Origin of the sequence: Acidovorax temperans (genome assembly GCF_028596105.1) — a bacterium.
Lineage (GTDB): Bacteria > Pseudomonadota > Gammaproteobacteria > Burkholderiales > Burkholderiaceae_C > Acidovorax > Acidovorax temperans.
This window is the reverse complement of the sequence record NZ_CP117193.1, coordinates 1,701,892-1,719,613: the sequence shown is the minus strand read 5'-3', so window position 1 is coordinate 1,719,613 and position 17,722 is coordinate 1,701,892. Positions and strand designations below refer to the sequence as shown.

The window sequence follows — 17,722 nt, the reverse complement described above, 5'->3', positions numbered from 1 at the left end:
CGTCGTTATAAAAAAGGAAGTCCGTCCCTGGCGAAGCCTCTGAGAACTTGTTCAGCGGCCCGCGAACCGACCATCAGTGGCGGCAAAGGCTGTCGATGTCTCCCGACGCTGGCACTTTGCCCTGCGCCAGCAAGCTCCGGTGCTTGTCTATACGCTTCAAGTCGTACAGGTAATTCACCATCAACCCATACGATTGTTTCAGTCCCTTGGCAGACGGGTCGCCCGCCCAGTTCAGCCGTTCTACCCGCGCGCCGTTGCCCAGGTGAAAGCGGGCCACGGCATCCACCGGCTTGCCGTCCACCATTTCGCGGGCGAGGTAGTGGGCCGCGCATTCGAGCAGCATTTGCCGCGCGGGCGATTTGGCGTCCAGGTCGAGCGGCTTATCTACCGCCGCCAGAAAGTGCGTGGCCTGTGGCGGCTCAAACCCCACGGCCCGGCCCAGTTCGCTGCGGCGCTTGTCGTCCAGGCGGTCCAGCATGGCCCCCGCGTTCTTGGAAAGCCATGCGCGGAAACCCGGGATGGGCGACAGCGTGGCAAAGGTGCGAAGGCGCGGAAACTCCTGCGTCAGTGTCTCCACCACATGCTTGATGAGCGAGTCGCCAAAGCTCACGCCACGCAGGCCGGTTTGCGTGTTGCTGATGGAGTAAAAAATCGCCGTGGTGGCGCGGGTGATATCGACCGGCGCGGCGGACTCGTCCAGCAGCGGCGTGATGCTGGGCGAGATTTTGTCGACCAGCGCCACCTCCACAAAAATCAGCGGCTCGTTGGGCAGCCGGGGGTGGAAGAAGCCGTAGCAGCGGCGGTCGCTGTCCAGCCGGTTTTTCAGGTCGGCCCAGCTGCGAATGTCGTGCACCGCTTCGTACTTGATGAGCTTTTCGATCAGCGAGGCAGGCGAATCCCACGACAGGCGGCGCAGCTCCAAAAACGCCACGTCAAACCAGGTAGAGAACAACTGCTCCAGCTCGGCATCGAGTGCCAGCAGGCGCTTGTCACTTTTGAGCAGGGGCAGCAGCTCGGCGCGCATGTCCACCAAAAAGCGCATGCCATCGGGGAACACCGCAAACCGCTGCAGCAGCCGGGTGCGCGGCGACACCAGCGCACGGCGCAGCGAGATTTCGGCCTGCCCTTCCTCAGCCGTGCCTGCGGCGGCCTCGTAGCGCTGGCGGGCCGATTTGAATTCGGTGGCGTCGGGCGCAAACTGCTCGCACAGCAGCAGCCACATGTCGCGGCGCTCTTCCAGCTCGGCGGTGGCATACCACTCGGCCACGGCCTGGGCGCGGCGACCGCCTTCCAGCTCACTCACCTGCGGGGCCACCACGGCCTGCAAGTCGGTGAGCAAGCGGCGCAGCGCGCGGGGCGACAGGGCCTCTTGCCCCCGGCGCAGCGTGGCCTGCAGCCGTTCGTGCGTGGAGCGCGGCGCGGCCACTTTTTCCACAACGTCAGTCACGCCAGATTTATCAACGCTGGCACGGGCCAGTTTTTCAGGACCCTTGGCGCCGTCCTTGTCGGCAGCGGGGGCTGCGGCGCGCAGACGGGAGACACTGCGGGAGATCCATTCGGCGGTGCTGTTCATGGTGTCAACCTCGATTGCTGGTTACGGGCCACATCGCGCAGCGCATCGCGCTGGCGCAACAAATGGGTGCGCATGGCATCTTCAGCGGCGGCGCTGTCGCCTGCCTTCAGGGCGGCAAACACGGCCAGGTGCTCGGCCAGGCTTTGCTGCAACCGGCCCGGCGCGTGCAACTGCTGCAGGCGGGCCAGCCGCAAAATCTTGCGCAAATCGCCAATCACCTGGGCCAGCCAGCGGTTGTCGGCCAGGGTGATGAAGGCCTCATGGATGGCGTGGTTGGTGACGTAATAGTCGGGGATGCGCCCTTCGCTGGCGCATTGCAGCAGGCGCTGGTGCAGGGTTTCGAGCGCTGCCACATCGGCACTGCTGGCCTTTTGCGTGGCCTCGTGGGCGGCGCGCCCTTCCAGCAAGGCGATCACGGGGAAGATTTCGTCCAGGTCGCGCTCTGTCACCTCGGCCACAAAGCAGCCCCGGCGCGGTTCGTGGCGCAGCAGCCCCTCGGCCACCAGCACCTTCAGCGCCTCGCGCAGCGGTGTGCGCGAAATCTCCAGCCGCTCGCACAGCGCAGCCTCGTCCAGAAAGCTGCCGGGCGGCAGTGCGCCGCCAAAAATCTGCTCGCGCAGCCGCGAGGCGACTTCATCGTGCAGTGAATTGGGAACCGGGCGCATGGTCTGAAACAGCTCCTGGAAAATGAAAGCACGCCCCCGAATGGGGGATGACGGATGCTGAAGAACGCAAGCCGAGGGTGTTTTTTCACCTTACCGCGTTCAACAGCACGGCATCTGTCGATTTCGTTTGTAATTTCTCATAATTATGAAAAATCACAAGGTGGAAACCCCGAGTTTTGGCCCGGGCGGGGTAAATAGCCGCACCCAGCAGCGGCTGCACAACACTTGCAGGGCGCTGCGGGGGCGGCCGGGGATGGGCGGAGCGGCAGCGGTGCTTGGCTGAAATTTGAGCCAAATGAGGCCCTAGCGCCCGATAGAAAAGCGCAAGCAGCTATTAAAATAATAGCAACTCACGAAGGCGGTCGATGCGCAGCAGGATGCACGGCCAGCAACGTTGCGTTGCTGGCACTGAGGTCGGACCACAAAGATTTCAGCGCACAGAAAGCGCCTGGAGGACGGCGCCCCCAGCTCACCAACCCGGCGCCGGGGAATCGAACAACGCGCGGCTCAACGGCGTGCAGCCACCGGCTGGCGCTGCGCCCACACCCAGAGTGCCACGCCCGCAGCCACCATGGGCACGCACAGCCACTGGCCCATGCTCATGCCCAGAGACAACAGGCCCAGGAAGCTGTCGGGCTCACGGAAATATTCGGCAATGAAGCGGAAGCTGCCGTAGCCCACCAGGAAGGCGGCGGCCACTTGGCCTTGTTTGCGCTCGCGCCGGGCATACAGCCACAGCAGCACGAACAGCAGCAGCCCTTCCAGCAAGAACTGGTAGACCTGCGAAGGGTGGCGCGGCTGCAGGGAGCCGCTGTGCGCAAACACCATGCCCCAGGGCAGATCGGGGCTGGCAAAGCGGCCCCACAGCTCGCCGTTGATGAAGTTACCCACACGGCCTGCAGCCAGGCCCGTGGGCACGCAGGGCGCTACAAAGTCGGCCACCTGCAGCCAGGGGCGTTTGCGCGAATGGGCAAACCACAGCATGGCGGCAATCACGCCCAGCAGGCCACCGTGGAACGCCATGCCGCCCTGCCACACCGCAAAAATCTCCAGCGGGTGGGTGAGGTAGTAGCCGGGCTTGTAGAACAGGCAGTACCCCAGTCGCCCGCCAATCACCACGCCCACCACGCCGAGGAAAAGAATGTCCTCGACATCCTTGCGCGTCCAGGCGTTGGGGCCGGTGATGGAAGCAAACGGCTCGTGCCGTAGGCGGCGCGTGCCTAGGAACATGAACAGCCCAAACGCCACCAGATACGTGATGCCGTACCAGTGAATGGCGAGGGGGCCCAACTGCAGGGCAACGGGATCGATATGAGGGTAAGTCAGCATGGTGGGCGGTATTGTGCCCGCAACCCATGACAGGCTTGGGGCGAGTGTCCACATGGTGTTGAGCCTCTTGCGCGCTATGCACCAGGCGCCTCGCTTTTTTGGGATGCGCACCATCACAGTCAACTGGTGCATGGTCGATCGCGCAGCGGCATCCATTCGTCAATGCATTGGGCGCGATACTCTCGACCCAGAGCCTTCGGCTTCATGAACCCAAAAAAGGAACGCGCCATGCAAGGCAACCCACAAGTCATCGAATATTTCAAGAACCTGCTGCGCGGCGAGCTGGCGGCGCGCGACCAGTATTTCATCCACTCTCGCATTTACGAAGACCAGGGCCTGGTGAAGATGTACACCCGCCTGGACCACGAAATGCAGGAAGAAACCCAGCACGCCGACGCGCTGCTGCGCCGCATCCTCTTTTTGGGTGGCATGCCCGACATGCGCCCCCACCCCTTCACCCCCGGCACCACGGTGGTGGAGATGCTGCAAAAGGATCTGGCCGTGGAATACGAAGTGCGCGATGCCCTGCAAAAAGGCATGGAGCTGTGCGAGAGCGTGCGCGACTACGTGAGCCGCGACCTGCTGCTGGCCCAGCTGCGCGACACCGAGGAAGACCACGCCTACTGGCTGGAAAAGCAACTGGGTCTGATCGAAAAGATGGGCCTGCCCAACTATCTGCAGAGCCAGTCGCAACCCGCAGCCTGAATGGCCTGAGCAAACGGGGCACCCGGCCCATGCGGAGGTTTGTAGGTTTTGGTCAAATCAGGACCCAGCGCAATCCAATCAAGCGCCAGCAGCTATCAAATAAATAGCAAAACCATACAAAAAAGCCGCCCAGCATCTCTGCTGGGCGGCTTTTTTGATGGGGGGAGCGACTCAATTGAGGCGCTACCGGAGTGCGGCAGCACAGGTGGCGATGGCGAGTGAGGAGCGCGCCCTCAATCGCCCTACCCCATCAGTCGTCCAGCAACGACAGATCGCGCACAGCGCCCTTGTCGGCCGACATGACCAGCTTGGCGTAAGCCTTGAGCGCGGCAGACACCTTGCGGGGGCGAGGCTGTGCAGGCTTCCACCCCAGCTTGTCCTGCTCCACACGCCGCGCTGCCAGCTCTTCGTCAGACACCAGCACGTTGATGCTGCGGTTGGGGATGTCGATGCGGATGCGGTCGCCATTGCGCACCAAGCCAATGGCGCCGCCAGCCGCGGCTTCGGGCGAGGCGTGGCCGATGGACAGGCCCGAGGTGCCGCCTGAGAAGCGCCCATCGGTCAGCAAGGCGCAGGCTTTGCCCAGGCCCTTGGACTTGATGTAGCTGGTGGGGTACAGCATCTCTTGCATGCCAGGGCCGCCCTTGGGGCCTTCGTAGCGCACGATGACCACATCGCCCGCCTTGACCTTGTCGGCCAGGATGTTGGCCACGGCTTCGTCCTGCGACTCCACCACATGGGCGGGGCCTTCAAACACCAGCAGGCTGTCGTCCACGCCTGCGGTCTTGACCACGCAGCCGTTCAGGGCGATGTTGCCCGTCAGTACGGCCAGGCCACCTTCCTTGGAGAAAGCGTGCTCGTAGGCGCGGATGCAGCCTTCGGCGCGATCTTCGTCCAGGCTGGGCCAGCGGGTGCTTTGACTGAAAGCCACTTGCGTGGGGATGCCAGCGGGGCCGGCCATGTAGAAGGTTTTGACGGCGTCGGACGGGTTGCGCTTGATGTCCCACGCGTCCAGCGCTTCCTTGAGCGTTTTGGTGTGCACGGTGGGCACGTCGGTGTGCAGCTTGCCCGCACGGTCCAGCTCGCCCAGGATGCCGTAGATGCCGCCTGCGCGGTGCACGTCTTCGATGTGGTACTTGTTGGTGTTGGGCGCCACCTTGCACAGCTGCGGCACATCGCGCGAGATGCGGTCAATGTCGGCCATGGTGAAGTCGATCTCGGCTTCTTGCGCAATGGCCAGGATGTGCAGGATGGTGTTGGTGGAGCCGCCCATGGCGATGTCCAGCGTCATGGCGTTCTCAAAGGCCTTGAAGCCCATGGAGCGTGGCAACACGGTGGTGTCTTCTTCTTCGTAGTAGCGCTTGCACAGCTCTACCACCAGGCGGCCTGCGCGCTTGAAGAGTTGCTCGCGGTCGGCGTGCGTGGCCACCACGGTGCCGTTGCCGGGCAGCGACAGGCCCAGCGCTTCGGTCAGGCAGTTCATCGAGTTGGCGGTGAACATGCCCGAGCAGGAGCCGCAGGTGGGGCAGGCAGAACGCTCGACCTCGGCCACATCGGCATCGCTGACCTTGTCGTCGGCGGCCATCACCATGGCATCGATCAGGTCGAGCTTCTTGAATTCGATCTTCTGGGTTTGCGGGTTGGCCAGCTTGACCTTGCCAGCCTCCATCGGACCGCCGGAGACAAACACCACCGGAATGTTCAGCCGCATGGCGGCCATCAGCATGCCGGGGGTGATCTTGTCGCAGTTGGAGATGCACACCATGGCATCGGCGCAGTGCGCGTTGACCATGTACTCCACTGAGTCGGCAATGATGTCGCGGCTGGGCAGCGAGTACAGCATGCCGTCGTGGCCCATCGCAATGCCGTCGTCCACGGCAATGGTGTTGAACTCTTTGGCTACGCCACCCGCCGCCTCAATCTCACGCGCCACCAGCTGGCCCAGGTCCTTGAGGTGCACGTGGCCGGGGACAAACTGCGTGAACGAGTTGACCACCGCAATGATCGGCTTGCTGAAGTCGTCGTCCTTCATGCCGGTGGCACGCCACAGCGAGCGGGCACCAGCCATGTTGCGACCAGCGGTAGAGGTTTTGGAGCGGTAAACGGGCATCGTGATGTCGGGTGAAGTGTTGGAAAAAGGCGAAAGAGCGCCGGGGAATTATCCCCCAGCAGAAAAAAATCGGCTTTGCCAGAAGCCGCAGGTTAACCCTGAGCCATTTGCCATCGCCCCGAGGGCGCTAAGAACCTTATATGGACGCCCCGAATAAGCCAAGCCCTCACTCACTGCTGCCAAGAAGGTAAAGATTGCACCCGTATATCCGGACTTGTTGTGGCGCGAGCCACGGTCCCTGATGGGAATCGCTGGTGGAGGTCCTATCGGTTCAACGCACTCCAAGTGCCACGTTCTTATCGGATTTCATCCACCACGGTCTGACCTGTCTTGCCATCACTTCATGATTGCTTGAGCAATCGGTTGGTTTTCTCCCGCTCCTCGTTCTTGTCGTGCCGGCGCTAGTTGCTCAGACCGACTCTCGTACGTAGCCCGGCTCGTAGCTCCTGTCATGCGCGAGCAACGCCCACACGATGCGGGCATTCTTGTTGGCCAGCGCCACCGCCGCTACGTTCTTGTTGCGCCGCTGCAGCACACCATTGAGCCAGCCACACTGCGCGCTGCCCTGGCCTTGGTGCTGGTCTTTTTTCTGGGCGTGATAGATCACCGAGCGCGCTCCGTGAATCAGCAAGGTGCGCAAATACGTGTCGCCCCGTTTGCTGATACCCAGCAGGTTTTGTTTGCCCCCGCTGGAGTGTTGGCGTGGCACCAGCCCTAGCCAGGCTGCCACCTGCCTGCCATCCTTGAAGTTCTTTGCATCCCCCAGAGATGCCACCAATGCGCAGGCCGTGATGGGGCCAATGCCGGGGATCTGCCCGAGTTTGCGACTCAAGTCGCTTTGGCGGTGCCAGGCCACGATTTGTGCCTCCAGCTCCTGCACCTGGCAGTCAAGCTCCTTGAGGTGCTCGAGCAGACGTTGTATCAACAGTCTAAACACGCCGGGCAACTCGTTGGCTGCATCCTCAATGAGCATTGGCACCCGTTGGGTAATGTGGCCTATGCCTTGGGGAACGATCACCCCAAACTCGGCCAGCAGGCCCCGGATCTGGTTGGCCTGTGCAGTGCGGGCCTTGACAAAGCCCTGGCGCACCCGGTGCAGGGCCAGCACGCCTTGCTGCTCCACGTTCTTGATCGGTACGAAGCGCATGCTCGGGCGGGTGACGGCTTCGCAGATGGCAGCCGCATCGGCTGCATCGTTCTTGTTGGTCTTGACGTAGGGCTTGACGAACTGGGGTGCCATCAGGCGCACGGTGTGGCCCATGCCCTGAAGCTTGCGCGCCCAGTGGTGGGCGCTGCCGCAGGCTTCCATGCCAATCAGGCAGGGCGGCAGGTTCACGAAGAAGGCAGCCATCTGTTCGCGCTTGAGCGGCTTGTTGAACACGGCTTTGCCGTGCTCATCCACGCCGTGGACCTGGAACACATTCTTGGCCAAATCGATGCCAATGGTTGTAATCTTCATGGTGGACGCTCCTGCTCGTTGAGGTGGAAAAACTGACATCTCCACTGTGGCACTTTCGATGCCGTTTAGGGTGGGGGCGTCCATCCCATTGGTTCAAGATCTTTTTGGGGTCGCACGAGTGCCTTGCGGGGATGGGATGCAAGGCGCGGTGTGCAGCCAATAGCTCGGCTATTGGCAAACGCCGCAACGCCGCAGACCACCCGGCAAGACATTTGCCCGAAGGGTTGGAGTGAAATCGGGCGATTGGACGCCCCGGCTGCTTGCATGGGCACGAGCCCATGCGGCGCACCCGAAGCATCCACTCATCCCGATTGCACTCCAATGCGATCCCCCAAAAAGATCTTGAACAGGTTCTAAGGCGAGCAAACGAAGCTGGTGCGCACCCAAGGACGGGTCTTGCAGCCCCACCAACTCAGCGGGGCTTGCGTGGGCGCATGCCCAGGGCTTCCTTGTTCTTATTGATGCGATCCTGTTTGCGCTTTTCCATGCGCTCAACGGCCTTGCGCTTGGTGTACCCGGTGGCATCGGCCCACATCCACCATGCGGCCGTCGCACCGAAGGAGCCCACGATCACCCACCAGGACCATGTAGCCACGGGGCCAATCTCCATGTACTTGAGCAGTAGCAACAGAAGTGAAATGCCTAAAAGATACATAACCGCCCCCTCAAAAAATGTGAATTGCATTCGTTGACCAAACACAACCGAAAGTCAACGCGCATCACTACAATCGCGTTGAAATAACTGTAACCCAACCACAGGAAACCCACCATGAAACGTGCCCTGATCACCATCGCCATGACGCTTGCCGTTGCAGCCCCTGCCATGGCCGACCAAGCCCTCGCAACTTCCAAGAATTGCATGGCTTGCCACGCCGTCGACAAGAAGCTGGTGGGTCCTTCTTACAAGGACGTGGCTGCCAAGTACGCTGGTCAAAAAGACGCAGTGGACAAGCTGGCCGTCAAGATCATCAAGGGCGGCTCTGGCGTGTGGGGCCCCGTGCCCATGCCAGCCAACGCACAAGTGAACGAAGCCGAAGCCAAGAAGCTGGCTGCCTGGGTGCTGGCCCAGAAGTAATCAGCGCATCGCGCTACTTTGGCGGGCCGCAAGCTCGCCAAACAAAAAAAGCCGCAAACCTTTGGGTTGGCGGCTTTTTTGTTACTGCGGGGTAAGACAGTGCAGGAGGCCGATACGTGTGTGAACAGCCTCAAGCCATCGGCTCGCTGCGCCCCACCAGCTTTTGTTCCAAGTGGCCCACGTAAGCCGCTGTGGTGTTGTCAGACTCCTGCGCACGCGCAGTGAGCCGGGTTTCCATGTTGTCCAGCCGATTCAACAATGCAGCATGGGCCTGGCTTTGCTGTTGCTCCAGAAATGCGCGAAGCTCGGTAAAGCGCGATGCTTCGGCCTTGTCGGCCAGCTCCCGCTGGGCCTGCATTTCTTTGGTATGGCGACGCGTTTCGAGCAATACCGAGCCCTGCAAAGACAACACGTAGGCCACCAGCAAGACAGCCAGCAGTGCGGTAAGCCCCAGCATGAGCAGCCCCAGAGGGGCGTCAAAGGTCGCCAAGCCCACAGACACCGCCGTCACAACAGACAAGGCGTCCCAATTGAGCAGGGCCAAACCTGCAATCGCCACGATGATCAGTAGCAACAGGGTGGACAACATCTTCATAAAAACTCCTTCGCGAACCAGACTGGCACGTTGTAACCCAGACTGGAAGATCGATTCGCACACATCAAACGCGTGGGCGAATCCTCTAGAGCCAGCGGCAGGGCATGTAGAGGGCGTTTGTACCCCAACTGCGGAGCTGGCAGCGATGCCAAGCCAAAGTTGCGCCCCCATCCTACAAAGGTGTGGCGATGCGCCCGATGAATGAGCCAAGCAAGCGCAAATCGCTCAGGCATCGGCATAGGGGGCCTCCCTGATAGGAGGCGCCCCTGCCACACCACCCGGCATGCGGGTCCGCACCGGGCGGTTCGAGAGTTTGAGGTCAGGACAGCCTGGGCACTCCCAGCCAGTCGAAGTACGCAATCGTCAGCACGCGCCTGATGACTCCATTGCTGTTGCGCCACCAACGGTGGCAGTTGCCCGCCACTTGGTTGGCCACATCGTCGCACGCCCCCAGTGCCTTGAGTTCCCGGTAGATCGTCCTGGATCGCTTCCAGTGCCGCAGCTGGATGGCTCGCAGTCGGTGGCGCAGCCATTCGTCCAGCTCCCGCCAGACCCCGGGTGTCTGCGCCAACCCAAAGTACGCCTTCCATCCGTGCAGGTAGGGCCGCAGTTTGTCAACGACCTCCTCCATGCTGCGCCCGCCCGAGCGGCGTGTGAGTTGCCGGATGCGGGCCTTGAAGTTTTGCAGCGGCTTGGCGGCCACCTTACATTTGACTTCTTTGCCCTTGGCCACCCACAGCGCATAACCCAGGAATTTGCGCCCGAAGGCTGAGGCCACCGCGCTTTTGGCTTCGTTGACCTCAAGCTTCAGGCCGCCGTATAGCTTCCTGAGGTAGGCCATCACCCGCTCGCCGGCCTTGGTGCTGCCCACGTAGACATTGCAGTCGTCAGCGTAGCGCGCAAAGCTGCAGCCCCGCGCCTCTAGCGCCTTGTCTACTTCGTCAAGCAGCACGTTGGCCAGCAATGGGGATAGCGGCCCGCCTTGCGGCGTGCCCAGATGGCGCTCGACCACCACCCCGTCATCCATGATCCCGGCTTTCAGGTACGCTCGCACCAGCCGGATGACGCCAGCGTCGTCTATGCGCCTCTTGAGCCTGTCGATCAGGATGTCATGGTTGACCCGGTCAAAGAACTTGACCAAGTCCACGTCCACCACCACGCGTCTGCCCGATTGGACGTACGTCTGCGCAGCCTTGACTGCGTCATGTGCACGCCTACCGGGACGAAACCCGTAGCTGTGTTCGCTGAAGGTGGGGTCTATCAGCGGCTGCAGCACTTGTAGCAGTGCCTGCTGGATCAGCCGATCCAGCACCGTCGGGATGCCCAGCTCGCGCTGGCTGCCGTCAGGTTTGGGAATCATCACCTTGCGTACCGGGCTGGGCCGGTAGCGCCCTTGCAACAGCGCTTGGCGTATGTCGGGCCATCTCTGGCGTATCACCTGGGCGGTTTGCTCGATGTCGAGCCCGTCCACCCCGGCTGCGCCCTTGTTGGCCTTGATCCGTTTCCACGCCAGTTGCAGGTTCTGTCTCGTCAGCGCCGCTTCCAGCAAGCCACCTGTGCCTGCAGGCTGCCTTGCCGACCCTGTGTCCGGGTGTTCACGCGGCGGGCCGCTGGCTTCGTCGCTGATGAGATCACGCACGGCTTCACCGTGCGCTGCGCTCACCCGCCCAGGTCGCCCTGGCATCTGACGCATGGCCTTTGACATCACACGTGTCCTCGTTCACTCACTCTCGTTCGGCCCTTCGTGCTCGCCACACCTCCCCTTCGGGTTTCGGACTTGCACTACTACGACCTTTGCTGACTTCTCGCTACGGCATAACCGTCACCCTTTCAGGCACAAGGCGAGATCTCCCCAGGTAAGGGTCGCACACCTTCATCGCACAACCGCCGCATCTACGCCGCCCAAGCCTTGGTCACAAGAGCTTCGTGGTAAATGGCCCACTCACCCTGCTCGGCAGCGCCTTCTATGCGGTTCTTGTTCATCGGCTCACGATTTACGCTCCACGCTTCCTCCCCACATTCGGTCACCCTCATGCAGTTGCGCTTCACTTTGCTCACTGTGACCAGCTCGCAGCAGGACTTGCACCCGCAGGTGTGCGCCCATGCTGGGCGCACCATAAAAAAAGCGCCTGCTTGGCAGGCGCTTTGTGAGGTCAGACCGTAAAAGGGTCAGTTGGTCTGAGCCAGTTGATCCAGGATTGCGGGGTTTTCCAGCGTGCTGGTGTCCTGCGTGATCGCCTCCCCCTTGGCAATGCTGCGCAGCAGGCGACGCATGATCTTGCCGCTGCGGGTCTTGGGCAGGTTGTCACCAAAGCGGATGTCCTTGGGCTTGGCAATGGGGCCAATCTCTTTGGCCACCCAGTTGCGCAACTCGTTGGCGATCTGCTTGGCTTCTTCGCCCGTGGGGCGTGAACGCTTGAGCACCACGAAGGCGCAAATGGCCTCGCCCGTCACATCGTCGGGGCGGCCCACCACAGCGGCCTCGGCCACCAGGTCGGTCTTAGCGACAAGTGCGGATTCGATCTCCATGGTCCCCATGCGGTGGCCCGACACGTTCAGCACATCGTCAATACGGCCGGTGATGCGGAAGTAGCCACGGTCAGCGCTGCGCACAGCGCCGTCGCCTGCCAAGTAGTAGCCCTTGAGTTCTTCGGGAAAGTAGCTCTTCTTGAAGCGCTCGGGGTCGTTCCAGATGGTGCGGATCATGCTAGGCCAGGGACGCTTGATGACCAAAATGCCACCCGAACCGTTGGGCACGTCGTTACCCATCTCATCGACGATGGCGGCCGTGATGCCTGGCAGGGGCAGCGTGCAGCTGCCTGGCACCAGCGGTGTGGCGCCGGGCAATGGGGTGATGACGTGGCCACCGGTCTCGGTCTGCCAGAAGGTGTCCACGATGGGGCAGCGCTCGCCGCCCACGTTCTTGTGGTACCACATCCAGGCTTCGGGGTTGATGGGCTCGCCCACGCTGCCCAGAATGCGCAGGCACGACAGATCGGAGCGCGCGGGGTGCACCGCCTCGTCAGCTTCGGCCGCCTTGATGAGCGAGCGGATAGCCGTGGGAGCGGTGTAGAAAATGGTGCACTTGTGGCGCTCAATCATCTGCCAGAAGCGACCCGCATTCGGGAAGGTAGGAATGCCTTCAAAGATGATCTGTGTGGCGCCTGCAGCCAGCGGGCCGTAAGCCACGTAGGTGTGGCCCGTAATCCAGCCAATGTCGGCCGTGCACCAGAAGATATCGTCTGCACGCAGGTCAAACGTCCAGTCCATGGTCATCTTGGCCCACAGCAGATAGCCGCCGGTGCTGTGCTGCACGCCCTTGGGCTTGCCGGTGGAGCCGCTGGTGTACAAGATGAACAGCGGGTGCTCGGCGCCCACGGCCACAGGTGCGCACTCGGTGCTTTGGCCTGCCAACGCTTCGGCAAAGGTCTTGTCGCGCCCAGCCACCATGTTGCAGGCCGTGGCCGTACGCTGATAGACAAACACGTTGCGGATGGTGTCGCAGCCACCCATGGCCAAGGCCTCGTCAATGATGGCCTTCAGCGGCAACTCTTTACCACCACGCATTTGGTAGTTGGCGGTGATCACGGCCACGGCGCCTGCGTCGATGATGCGTTCATGCACAGCCTTGGCGCTGAAGCCGCCAAACACCACGCTGTGCGTGGCGCCAATGCGGGCGCAGGCCTGCATGGCAATCACGCCCTCGATGGTCATGGGCATGTAGATCAGCACGCGGTCGCCCTTGGACACGCCGTGGGCCTTGAGCGCGTTGGCAAACTGGCTCACGCGGTCCAGCAGCTCTTTGTAGCTGATCTTGGTGACCGCGCCGTCATCGGCTTCGAAAATGATGGCGGTCTTGTTCTCGGTGGGCGTGCCAATGTGCTTGTCCAGGCAGTTGGCACTGGCGTTCAATTCGCCATCATCGAACCAGCGGAAAAACGGGGCGTTGGACTCATCCAGCGTGCGGGTGAAAGGCTTGGTCCACTGCACATTGGCGCGCGCCTGCTTGGCCCAGAAGCCTTCGAAGTCAGCTTCGGCTTCTTTGCACAGAGCCTCGTACCCGGCCATGCCGGAGATGCGCGCAGCTTTGACCACTGCGTCGGCTGGCGGAAACACTCGGTTTTCCACCAACACAGACTCAATTGCGGATGTTGTTGCACTCATGGTGTTGTCTCCTGGGTCATTGGAATAAGAATTCGCAGGTACTGTCTTCTGCCCCACTTACATGCTACTGACTCGCAGGTGACTATTCGGCTCAGGGTTAGCCCTTGGTTTCGACGGCCGTCACAGAGCGCCTCTAGAATCGCGCGTTCGCTTTTTGCCCCTTAACTTTCTTACCTCACGCAGGTTCGCATGTCCAAATCCCAGCATAAAACCAGCGCTCCACTGCGCCCCCTGCCCTCACTCATCTTTGCCAGCCGCTGGCTGCAGCTACCGCTGTACCTGGGGCTGATTCTTGCCCAGGCGGTGTATGTCTTTCACTTCTGGGTAGAGCTGGTTCACCTAGTGGAAGCCGCATTCGGCAACTCCGCCGCCCTGAAGCAACTGGTCACCAGCATTGGCTACAAGAGTGACTTCGAAGTCTCTGCACTCAACGAGACCATCATCATGCTGGTGGTGCTGGCGTTGATTGACGTGGTGATGATCTCCAACCTGCTGATCATGGTGATCGTGGGAGGGTATGAGACTTTTGTGTCGCGCTTGCACCTGGAAGAGCACCCCGACCAGCCCGAATGGCTGAGCCATGTGAACGCCTCAGTGCTCAAGGTGAAGCTGGCCACGGCGATCATCGGCATCAGTTCCATTCACCTGCTCAAGACCTTTATCAATGCGGCCAACTATGACCTCAAGGTGCTGATGTGGCAAACCATCATCCATGTGGTGTTCTTGCTGAGCGCCCTGGCGATTGCGCTGACCGACCGATTGATGTCGCACCCCAGCGATTCGCATTGAGCCGCTGACGCCCCGGACCATCGCTGAACAGCTCGAGGCGATTCCTTCCATCAGACCATATTGCGCGGCACGACCCAGGCGTCGAACTCCTGAGCCGTCACATGGCCCGAGGCCAGAGCGGCCTCTCGCAAGCTGATTCCTTGCTGGTGGGCCGCCTTGGCAATAGCGGCGGCCTTGTCGTAACCGATGTGGGGGTTGAGCGCGGTCACCAGCATCAAAGACTGCTCGACCAGCGCTTCAATCCGTTCGTGGTTTGGCTCAATGCCCGAGGCACAGTGCTTGTCGAAACTGACCATGCCATCGGCCAGCAGGCGAACGCTCTGCAAAAAGTTGTGGATCACCATGGGCCGGAACACGTTGAGTTCGAAATTGCCCGACGCCCCACCCACCCCAATCGCCACATCGTTGCCCATGACCTGAGCGCACAGCATGGTCATGGCTTCGCACTGTGTGGGGTTGACCTTCCCCGGCATGATGGACGAGCCTGGCTCATTCTCCGGGATGGTGATCTCGCCCAGCCCGCTGCGCGGCCCGCTGGCCAGCCAACGCACATCGTTGGCAATCTTCATCAAACTGACCGCCAGCCCCTTGAGCGCGCCGTGGGCCTGCACCAGGGCATCGCAGCTGGCCAGGGCTTCGAACTTGTTCGGTGCCGTCACCAGATTCAACCCGGTCAAGTCAGCCAGTTCTTTGGCCACGGCCTGGGCATAGCCCGCCGGGGCGTTCAAGCCCGTGCCCACGGCCGTGCCGCCCAAGGCCAGCTCACACAAGTGGGGCATGGCTGCACGAACGTGGCGCTCGGCATGGTCTAGTTGTGCCACCCAGCCCGATACTTCCTGCCCCAAAGTCAGCGGGGTCGCGTCCTGCAGGTGAGTGCGGCCAATCTTCACGATGTCGGCAAACGCTTCAGCCTTGGCGGCCAGCGTCATGCGCAACGCATGCAGGGCGGGCAGCAGTTTGTGGGTCAGCGCATCTACCGCCGCCAGGTGCATCGCAGTAGGAAAGACGTCGTTGCTCGACTGGCTCTTGTTCACGTCGTCGTTGGGGTGCACCAGGCGGCCTTCCCCACGCGGGCCACTGAGCAATTCACTCGCCCGGTTGGCCAGCACCTCGTTCATGTTCATGTTGGTCTGGGTGCCCGAGCCGGTCTGCCAGACCACCAGAGGAAACTCCTCTTCATGCGCGCCAGCCATCACTTCATCGCAAGCCGCCACGATGGCCGCGGTGCGGGTGGCATCCAGCAAACCCAGGCTGTGGTTCACATAAGCACAGGCACGCTTGACCTGTGCCAGCGCCCGGATGAGTTCAGGAGCCATTCGTTCGCCCGAGATGGCAAAGTGCTGCAAAGAGCGTTGGGTTTGCGCCCCCCACAAGCGCCGCGCAGGCACGTCGATGGGGCCAAAAGTGTCGCGCTCCGTGCGGTAGGCTGATGCTTTGCCGTTGTGCAGTGTCATGTGCAGGATCCTGGCTTGCGAGTGAAGGACGGTACTCAGCATAACCAGTCCATCCCATGGCGCACAAGCCCGTGGCTCAAAGCAGGCATGCAAGCGACCAGATAACCCTGACAGAACCACGCAAGCCCGCAGAGGGATAATCGAAGGCTGTCGATTTCATCCCCACAGACTTCCCGCCATGACCACGACATCCATTCGCCAAGAAGACCTGATCGAATCCATCGCTGGTGCGCTGCAGTACATCAGCTACTACCACCCCACCGACTACATCGCCCACCTGGCCCGCGCCTACGAGCGCGAGAAGAGCCCCGCGGCCAAGGACGCGATCGCCCAGATCCTGACCAACAGCAAGATGAGCGCCACTGGCCAGCGCCCCATCTGCCAGGACACCGGCATCGTCAACGTGTTCCTGAAAGTGGGCATGGACGTGCGCTGGGAAGGCTTCACCGGCAGCCTGGATGACGCCATCAACGAAGGGGTGCGCCGTGGCTACAACCACCCCGACAACACGCTGCGCGCCTCGGTGGTGGCCGACCCGCAGTTCGCCCGCAAGAACACCAAGGACAACACCCCCGCCGTGATCTTCACCGAGATCGTGCCCGGCAACACCTTGGACATCACCGTGGCAGCCAAGGGCGGTGGCTCGGAGAACAAGTCCAAGATGTACATGCTCAACCCCGGCGACAACGTGGTGGACTGGGTCCTCAAGACCGTGCCCACCATGGGCGCTGGCTGGTGCCCGCCCGGCATGCTGGGCATCGGCATCGGCGGCACGGCCGAGAAGGCGGTGCTCATGGCCAAGGAAAGCCTGATGGACGACCTGGACATGTACGAACTGCAGGCCAAGCAAGCCAGCGGAGCGGAACTCGACAACGTCGAAAAGCTGCGCCTGGAGCTGTATGAAAAGGTCAATGCCCTGGGCATCGGTGCGCAGGGCCTGGGCGGCCTGACCACGGTGCTGGACGTCAAGATCAAGATGTACCCCACGCACGCGGCCAGCAAGCCGATTGCGATGATTCCCAACTGCGCTGCCACGCGCCACGCCCACTTCGTGATGGACGGCTCGGGCCCGGTGTACCTCACGCCCCCCAGCCTGGACCTGTGGCCCAACGTGGACTGGGCGCCCGACTACAACAAGAGCAAGAAGGTCAACCTCGACACGCTGACCAAGGAAGAAGTCGCCAGCTGGAAGCCCGGCGACACGCTGCTGCTCAACGGCAAGATGCTGACCGGCCGCGACGCCGCGCACAAGCGCATCCAGGACATGCTGGCCAAGGGCGAGAAGCTGCCCGTGGACTTCACCAACCGCATCATTTACTACGTGGGCCCTGTGGACCCCGTGAAGGGCGAGGCCGTGGGCCCTGCAGGTCCGACCACCGCCACGCGCATGGACGGCTTCACCGAGATGATGCTCGCCCAGACCGGCCTGATCGCCATGGTGGGCAAGGCCGAGCGCGGCCCGGTTGCCATTGAAGCCATCAAGAAGCACAAGTCGGCCTACCTCATGGCCGTAGGCGGCGCCGCCTACCTGGTCTCCAAAGCCATCAAGACCGCCAAGGTGGTGGGCTTCGAAGACCTCGGCATGGAAGCCATCTATGAATTCGAAGTGGTCGACATGCCCGTGACCGTGGCCGTGGACTCTGGCGGCACCAGCGTCCACATCACCGGCCCGGCCGAATGGCAAAAGCGCATTGCCTCGGGCGAGTTCAAGGGCATTGAAGTGGCTGCAGGCTGACGCTCACAGACGACCAGGCGCCCTTGCTTGACGCTTGGCCGTATCTTGAATAGCCGCCTTCGGGCGGCT

At 61.9% G+C, this 17,722-nt stretch carries 14 protein-coding genes; 4 read left to right on the top strand and 10 right to left on the bottom strand.

Translation table 11 applies throughout. The features are described 5' to 3' along the window. Nucleotides 1-73: 73 nt before the first annotated feature. The 3 genes from PQV96_RS08140 to lgt all read right to left on the bottom strand — a co-directional run bounded on the left by PQV96_RS08140 (nucleotide 74) and on the right by lgt (nucleotide 3,567). Entirely contained in the window at nucleotides 74-1,573 is a 1,500-nt protein-coding gene (locus PQV96_RS08140) for a malonyl-CoA decarboxylase (RefSeq protein WP_273624964.1), read from the bottom strand. Next, on the bottom strand, nucleotides 1,570-2,238 hold the full coding sequence (locus PQV96_RS08135) for a GntR family transcriptional regulator (RefSeq protein WP_207374039.1): 669 nt from the start codon (nucleotides 2,236-2,238) through the stop codon (nucleotides 1,570-1,572). The genes PQV96_RS08140 and PQV96_RS08135 overlap by 4 nt, the downstream gene beginning before the upstream one ends. A gap of 507 nt (nucleotides 2,239-2,745) precedes the next feature. After that, entirely contained in the window at nucleotides 2,746-3,567 is an 822-nt protein-coding gene (gene lgt / locus PQV96_RS08130) for a prolipoprotein diacylglyceryl transferase (RefSeq protein WP_207374040.1), read from the bottom strand. A 228-nt stretch (nucleotides 3,568-3,795) separates the two neighbouring features. Between lgt and bfr the strand changes: the two genes are divergently transcribed. Continuing rightward, nucleotides 3,796-4,272, top strand: coding sequence for a bacterioferritin (gene bfr / locus PQV96_RS08125; protein ID WP_207374050.1), 477 nt, complete (start codon nucleotides 3,796-3,798; stop codon nucleotides 4,270-4,272). Nucleotides 4,273-4,522: 250 nt separating this feature from the next. On the opposite strand, the gene ilvD is transcribed toward bfr, so the two are convergent. From ilvD to PQV96_RS08110, 3 genes are all read right to left on the bottom strand, one after another. Then, nucleotides 4,523-6,382 carry a dihydroxy-acid dehydratase gene (gene ilvD / locus PQV96_RS08120; protein WP_207374041.1) on the bottom strand — a complete coding sequence of 620 codons (1,860 nt, stop codon included), beginning with the start codon at nucleotides 6,380-6,382 and terminating at the stop codon, nucleotides 4,523-4,525. A gap of 409 nt (nucleotides 6,383-6,791) precedes the next feature. After that, nucleotides 6,792-7,841, bottom strand: coding sequence for an IS110 family RNA-guided transposase (locus tag PQV96_RS08115; RefSeq protein WP_027814485.1), 1,050 nt, complete (start codon nucleotides 7,839-7,841; stop codon nucleotides 6,792-6,794). Between the two features lie 412 nt (nucleotides 7,842-8,253). After that, the gene (locus PQV96_RS08110; RefSeq protein ID WP_044398679.1) at nucleotides 8,254-8,496 is read right to left on the bottom strand and encodes a TIGR04438 family Trp-rich protein; all 243 of its coding nucleotides are present in this window, start codon (nucleotides 8,494-8,496) and stop codon (nucleotides 8,254-8,256) included. A gap of 114 nt (nucleotides 8,497-8,610) precedes the next feature. On the opposite strand from PQV96_RS08110, the gene PQV96_RS08105 reads away from it, so the two are divergent. Beyond that, a complete protein-coding gene (locus PQV96_RS08105; protein WP_044398681.1) occupies nucleotides 8,611-8,916 on the top strand; it encodes a c-type cytochrome in 306 nt (101 codons plus the stop codon). A 130-nt stretch (nucleotides 8,917-9,046) separates the two neighbouring features. Here the strand turns inward: PQV96_RS08105 and PQV96_RS08100 are convergent, their stop codons facing one another. From PQV96_RS08100 to acs, 3 genes are all read right to left on the bottom strand, one after another. Beyond that, a complete protein-coding gene (locus tag PQV96_RS08100; RefSeq protein ID WP_198846263.1) occupies nucleotides 9,047-9,511 on the bottom strand; it encodes a LapA family protein in 465 nt (154 codons plus the stop codon). Between the two features lie 319 nt (nucleotides 9,512-9,830). Continuing rightward, on the bottom strand, nucleotides 9,831-11,216 hold the full coding sequence (gene ltrA / locus PQV96_RS08095) for a group II intron reverse transcriptase/maturase (RefSeq protein ID WP_066691875.1): 1,386 nt from the start codon (nucleotides 11,214-11,216) through the stop codon (nucleotides 9,831-9,833). 464 nt (nucleotides 11,217-11,680) lie between these two features. Beyond that, the gene (acs, locus tag PQV96_RS08090) at nucleotides 11,681-13,675 is read right to left on the bottom strand and encodes an acetate--CoA ligase (protein WP_207375463.1); all 1,995 of its coding nucleotides are present in this window, start codon (nucleotides 13,673-13,675) and stop codon (nucleotides 11,681-11,683) included. A gap of 189 nt (nucleotides 13,676-13,864) precedes the next feature. On the opposite strand from acs, the gene PQV96_RS08085 reads away from it, so the two are divergent. After that, on the top strand, nucleotides 13,865-14,464 hold the full coding sequence (locus tag PQV96_RS08085) for a TIGR00645 family protein (protein WP_207375464.1): 600 nt from the start codon (nucleotides 13,865-13,867) through the stop codon (nucleotides 14,462-14,464). Nucleotides 14,465-14,514: 50 nt separating this feature from the next. Here PQV96_RS08085 and fumC read toward each other — a convergent pair whose 3' ends face one another. After that, nucleotides 14,515-15,918: a class II fumarate hydratase gene (gene fumC, locus PQV96_RS08080; RefSeq protein WP_207375465.1), complete on the bottom strand. Its 1,404-nt coding sequence runs from the start codon at nucleotides 15,916-15,918 to the stop codon at nucleotides 14,515-14,517. A gap of 178 nt (nucleotides 15,919-16,096) precedes the next feature. Here fumC and PQV96_RS08075 point away from each other — a divergent pair, with 178 nt between their 5' ends. Beyond that, nucleotides 16,097-17,653 carry a fumarate hydratase gene (locus PQV96_RS08075; RefSeq protein WP_207375466.1) on the top strand — a complete coding sequence of 519 codons (1,557 nt, stop codon included), beginning with the start codon at nucleotides 16,097-16,099 and terminating at the stop codon, nucleotides 17,651-17,653. Nucleotides 17,654-17,722: the final 69 nt, after the last annotated feature.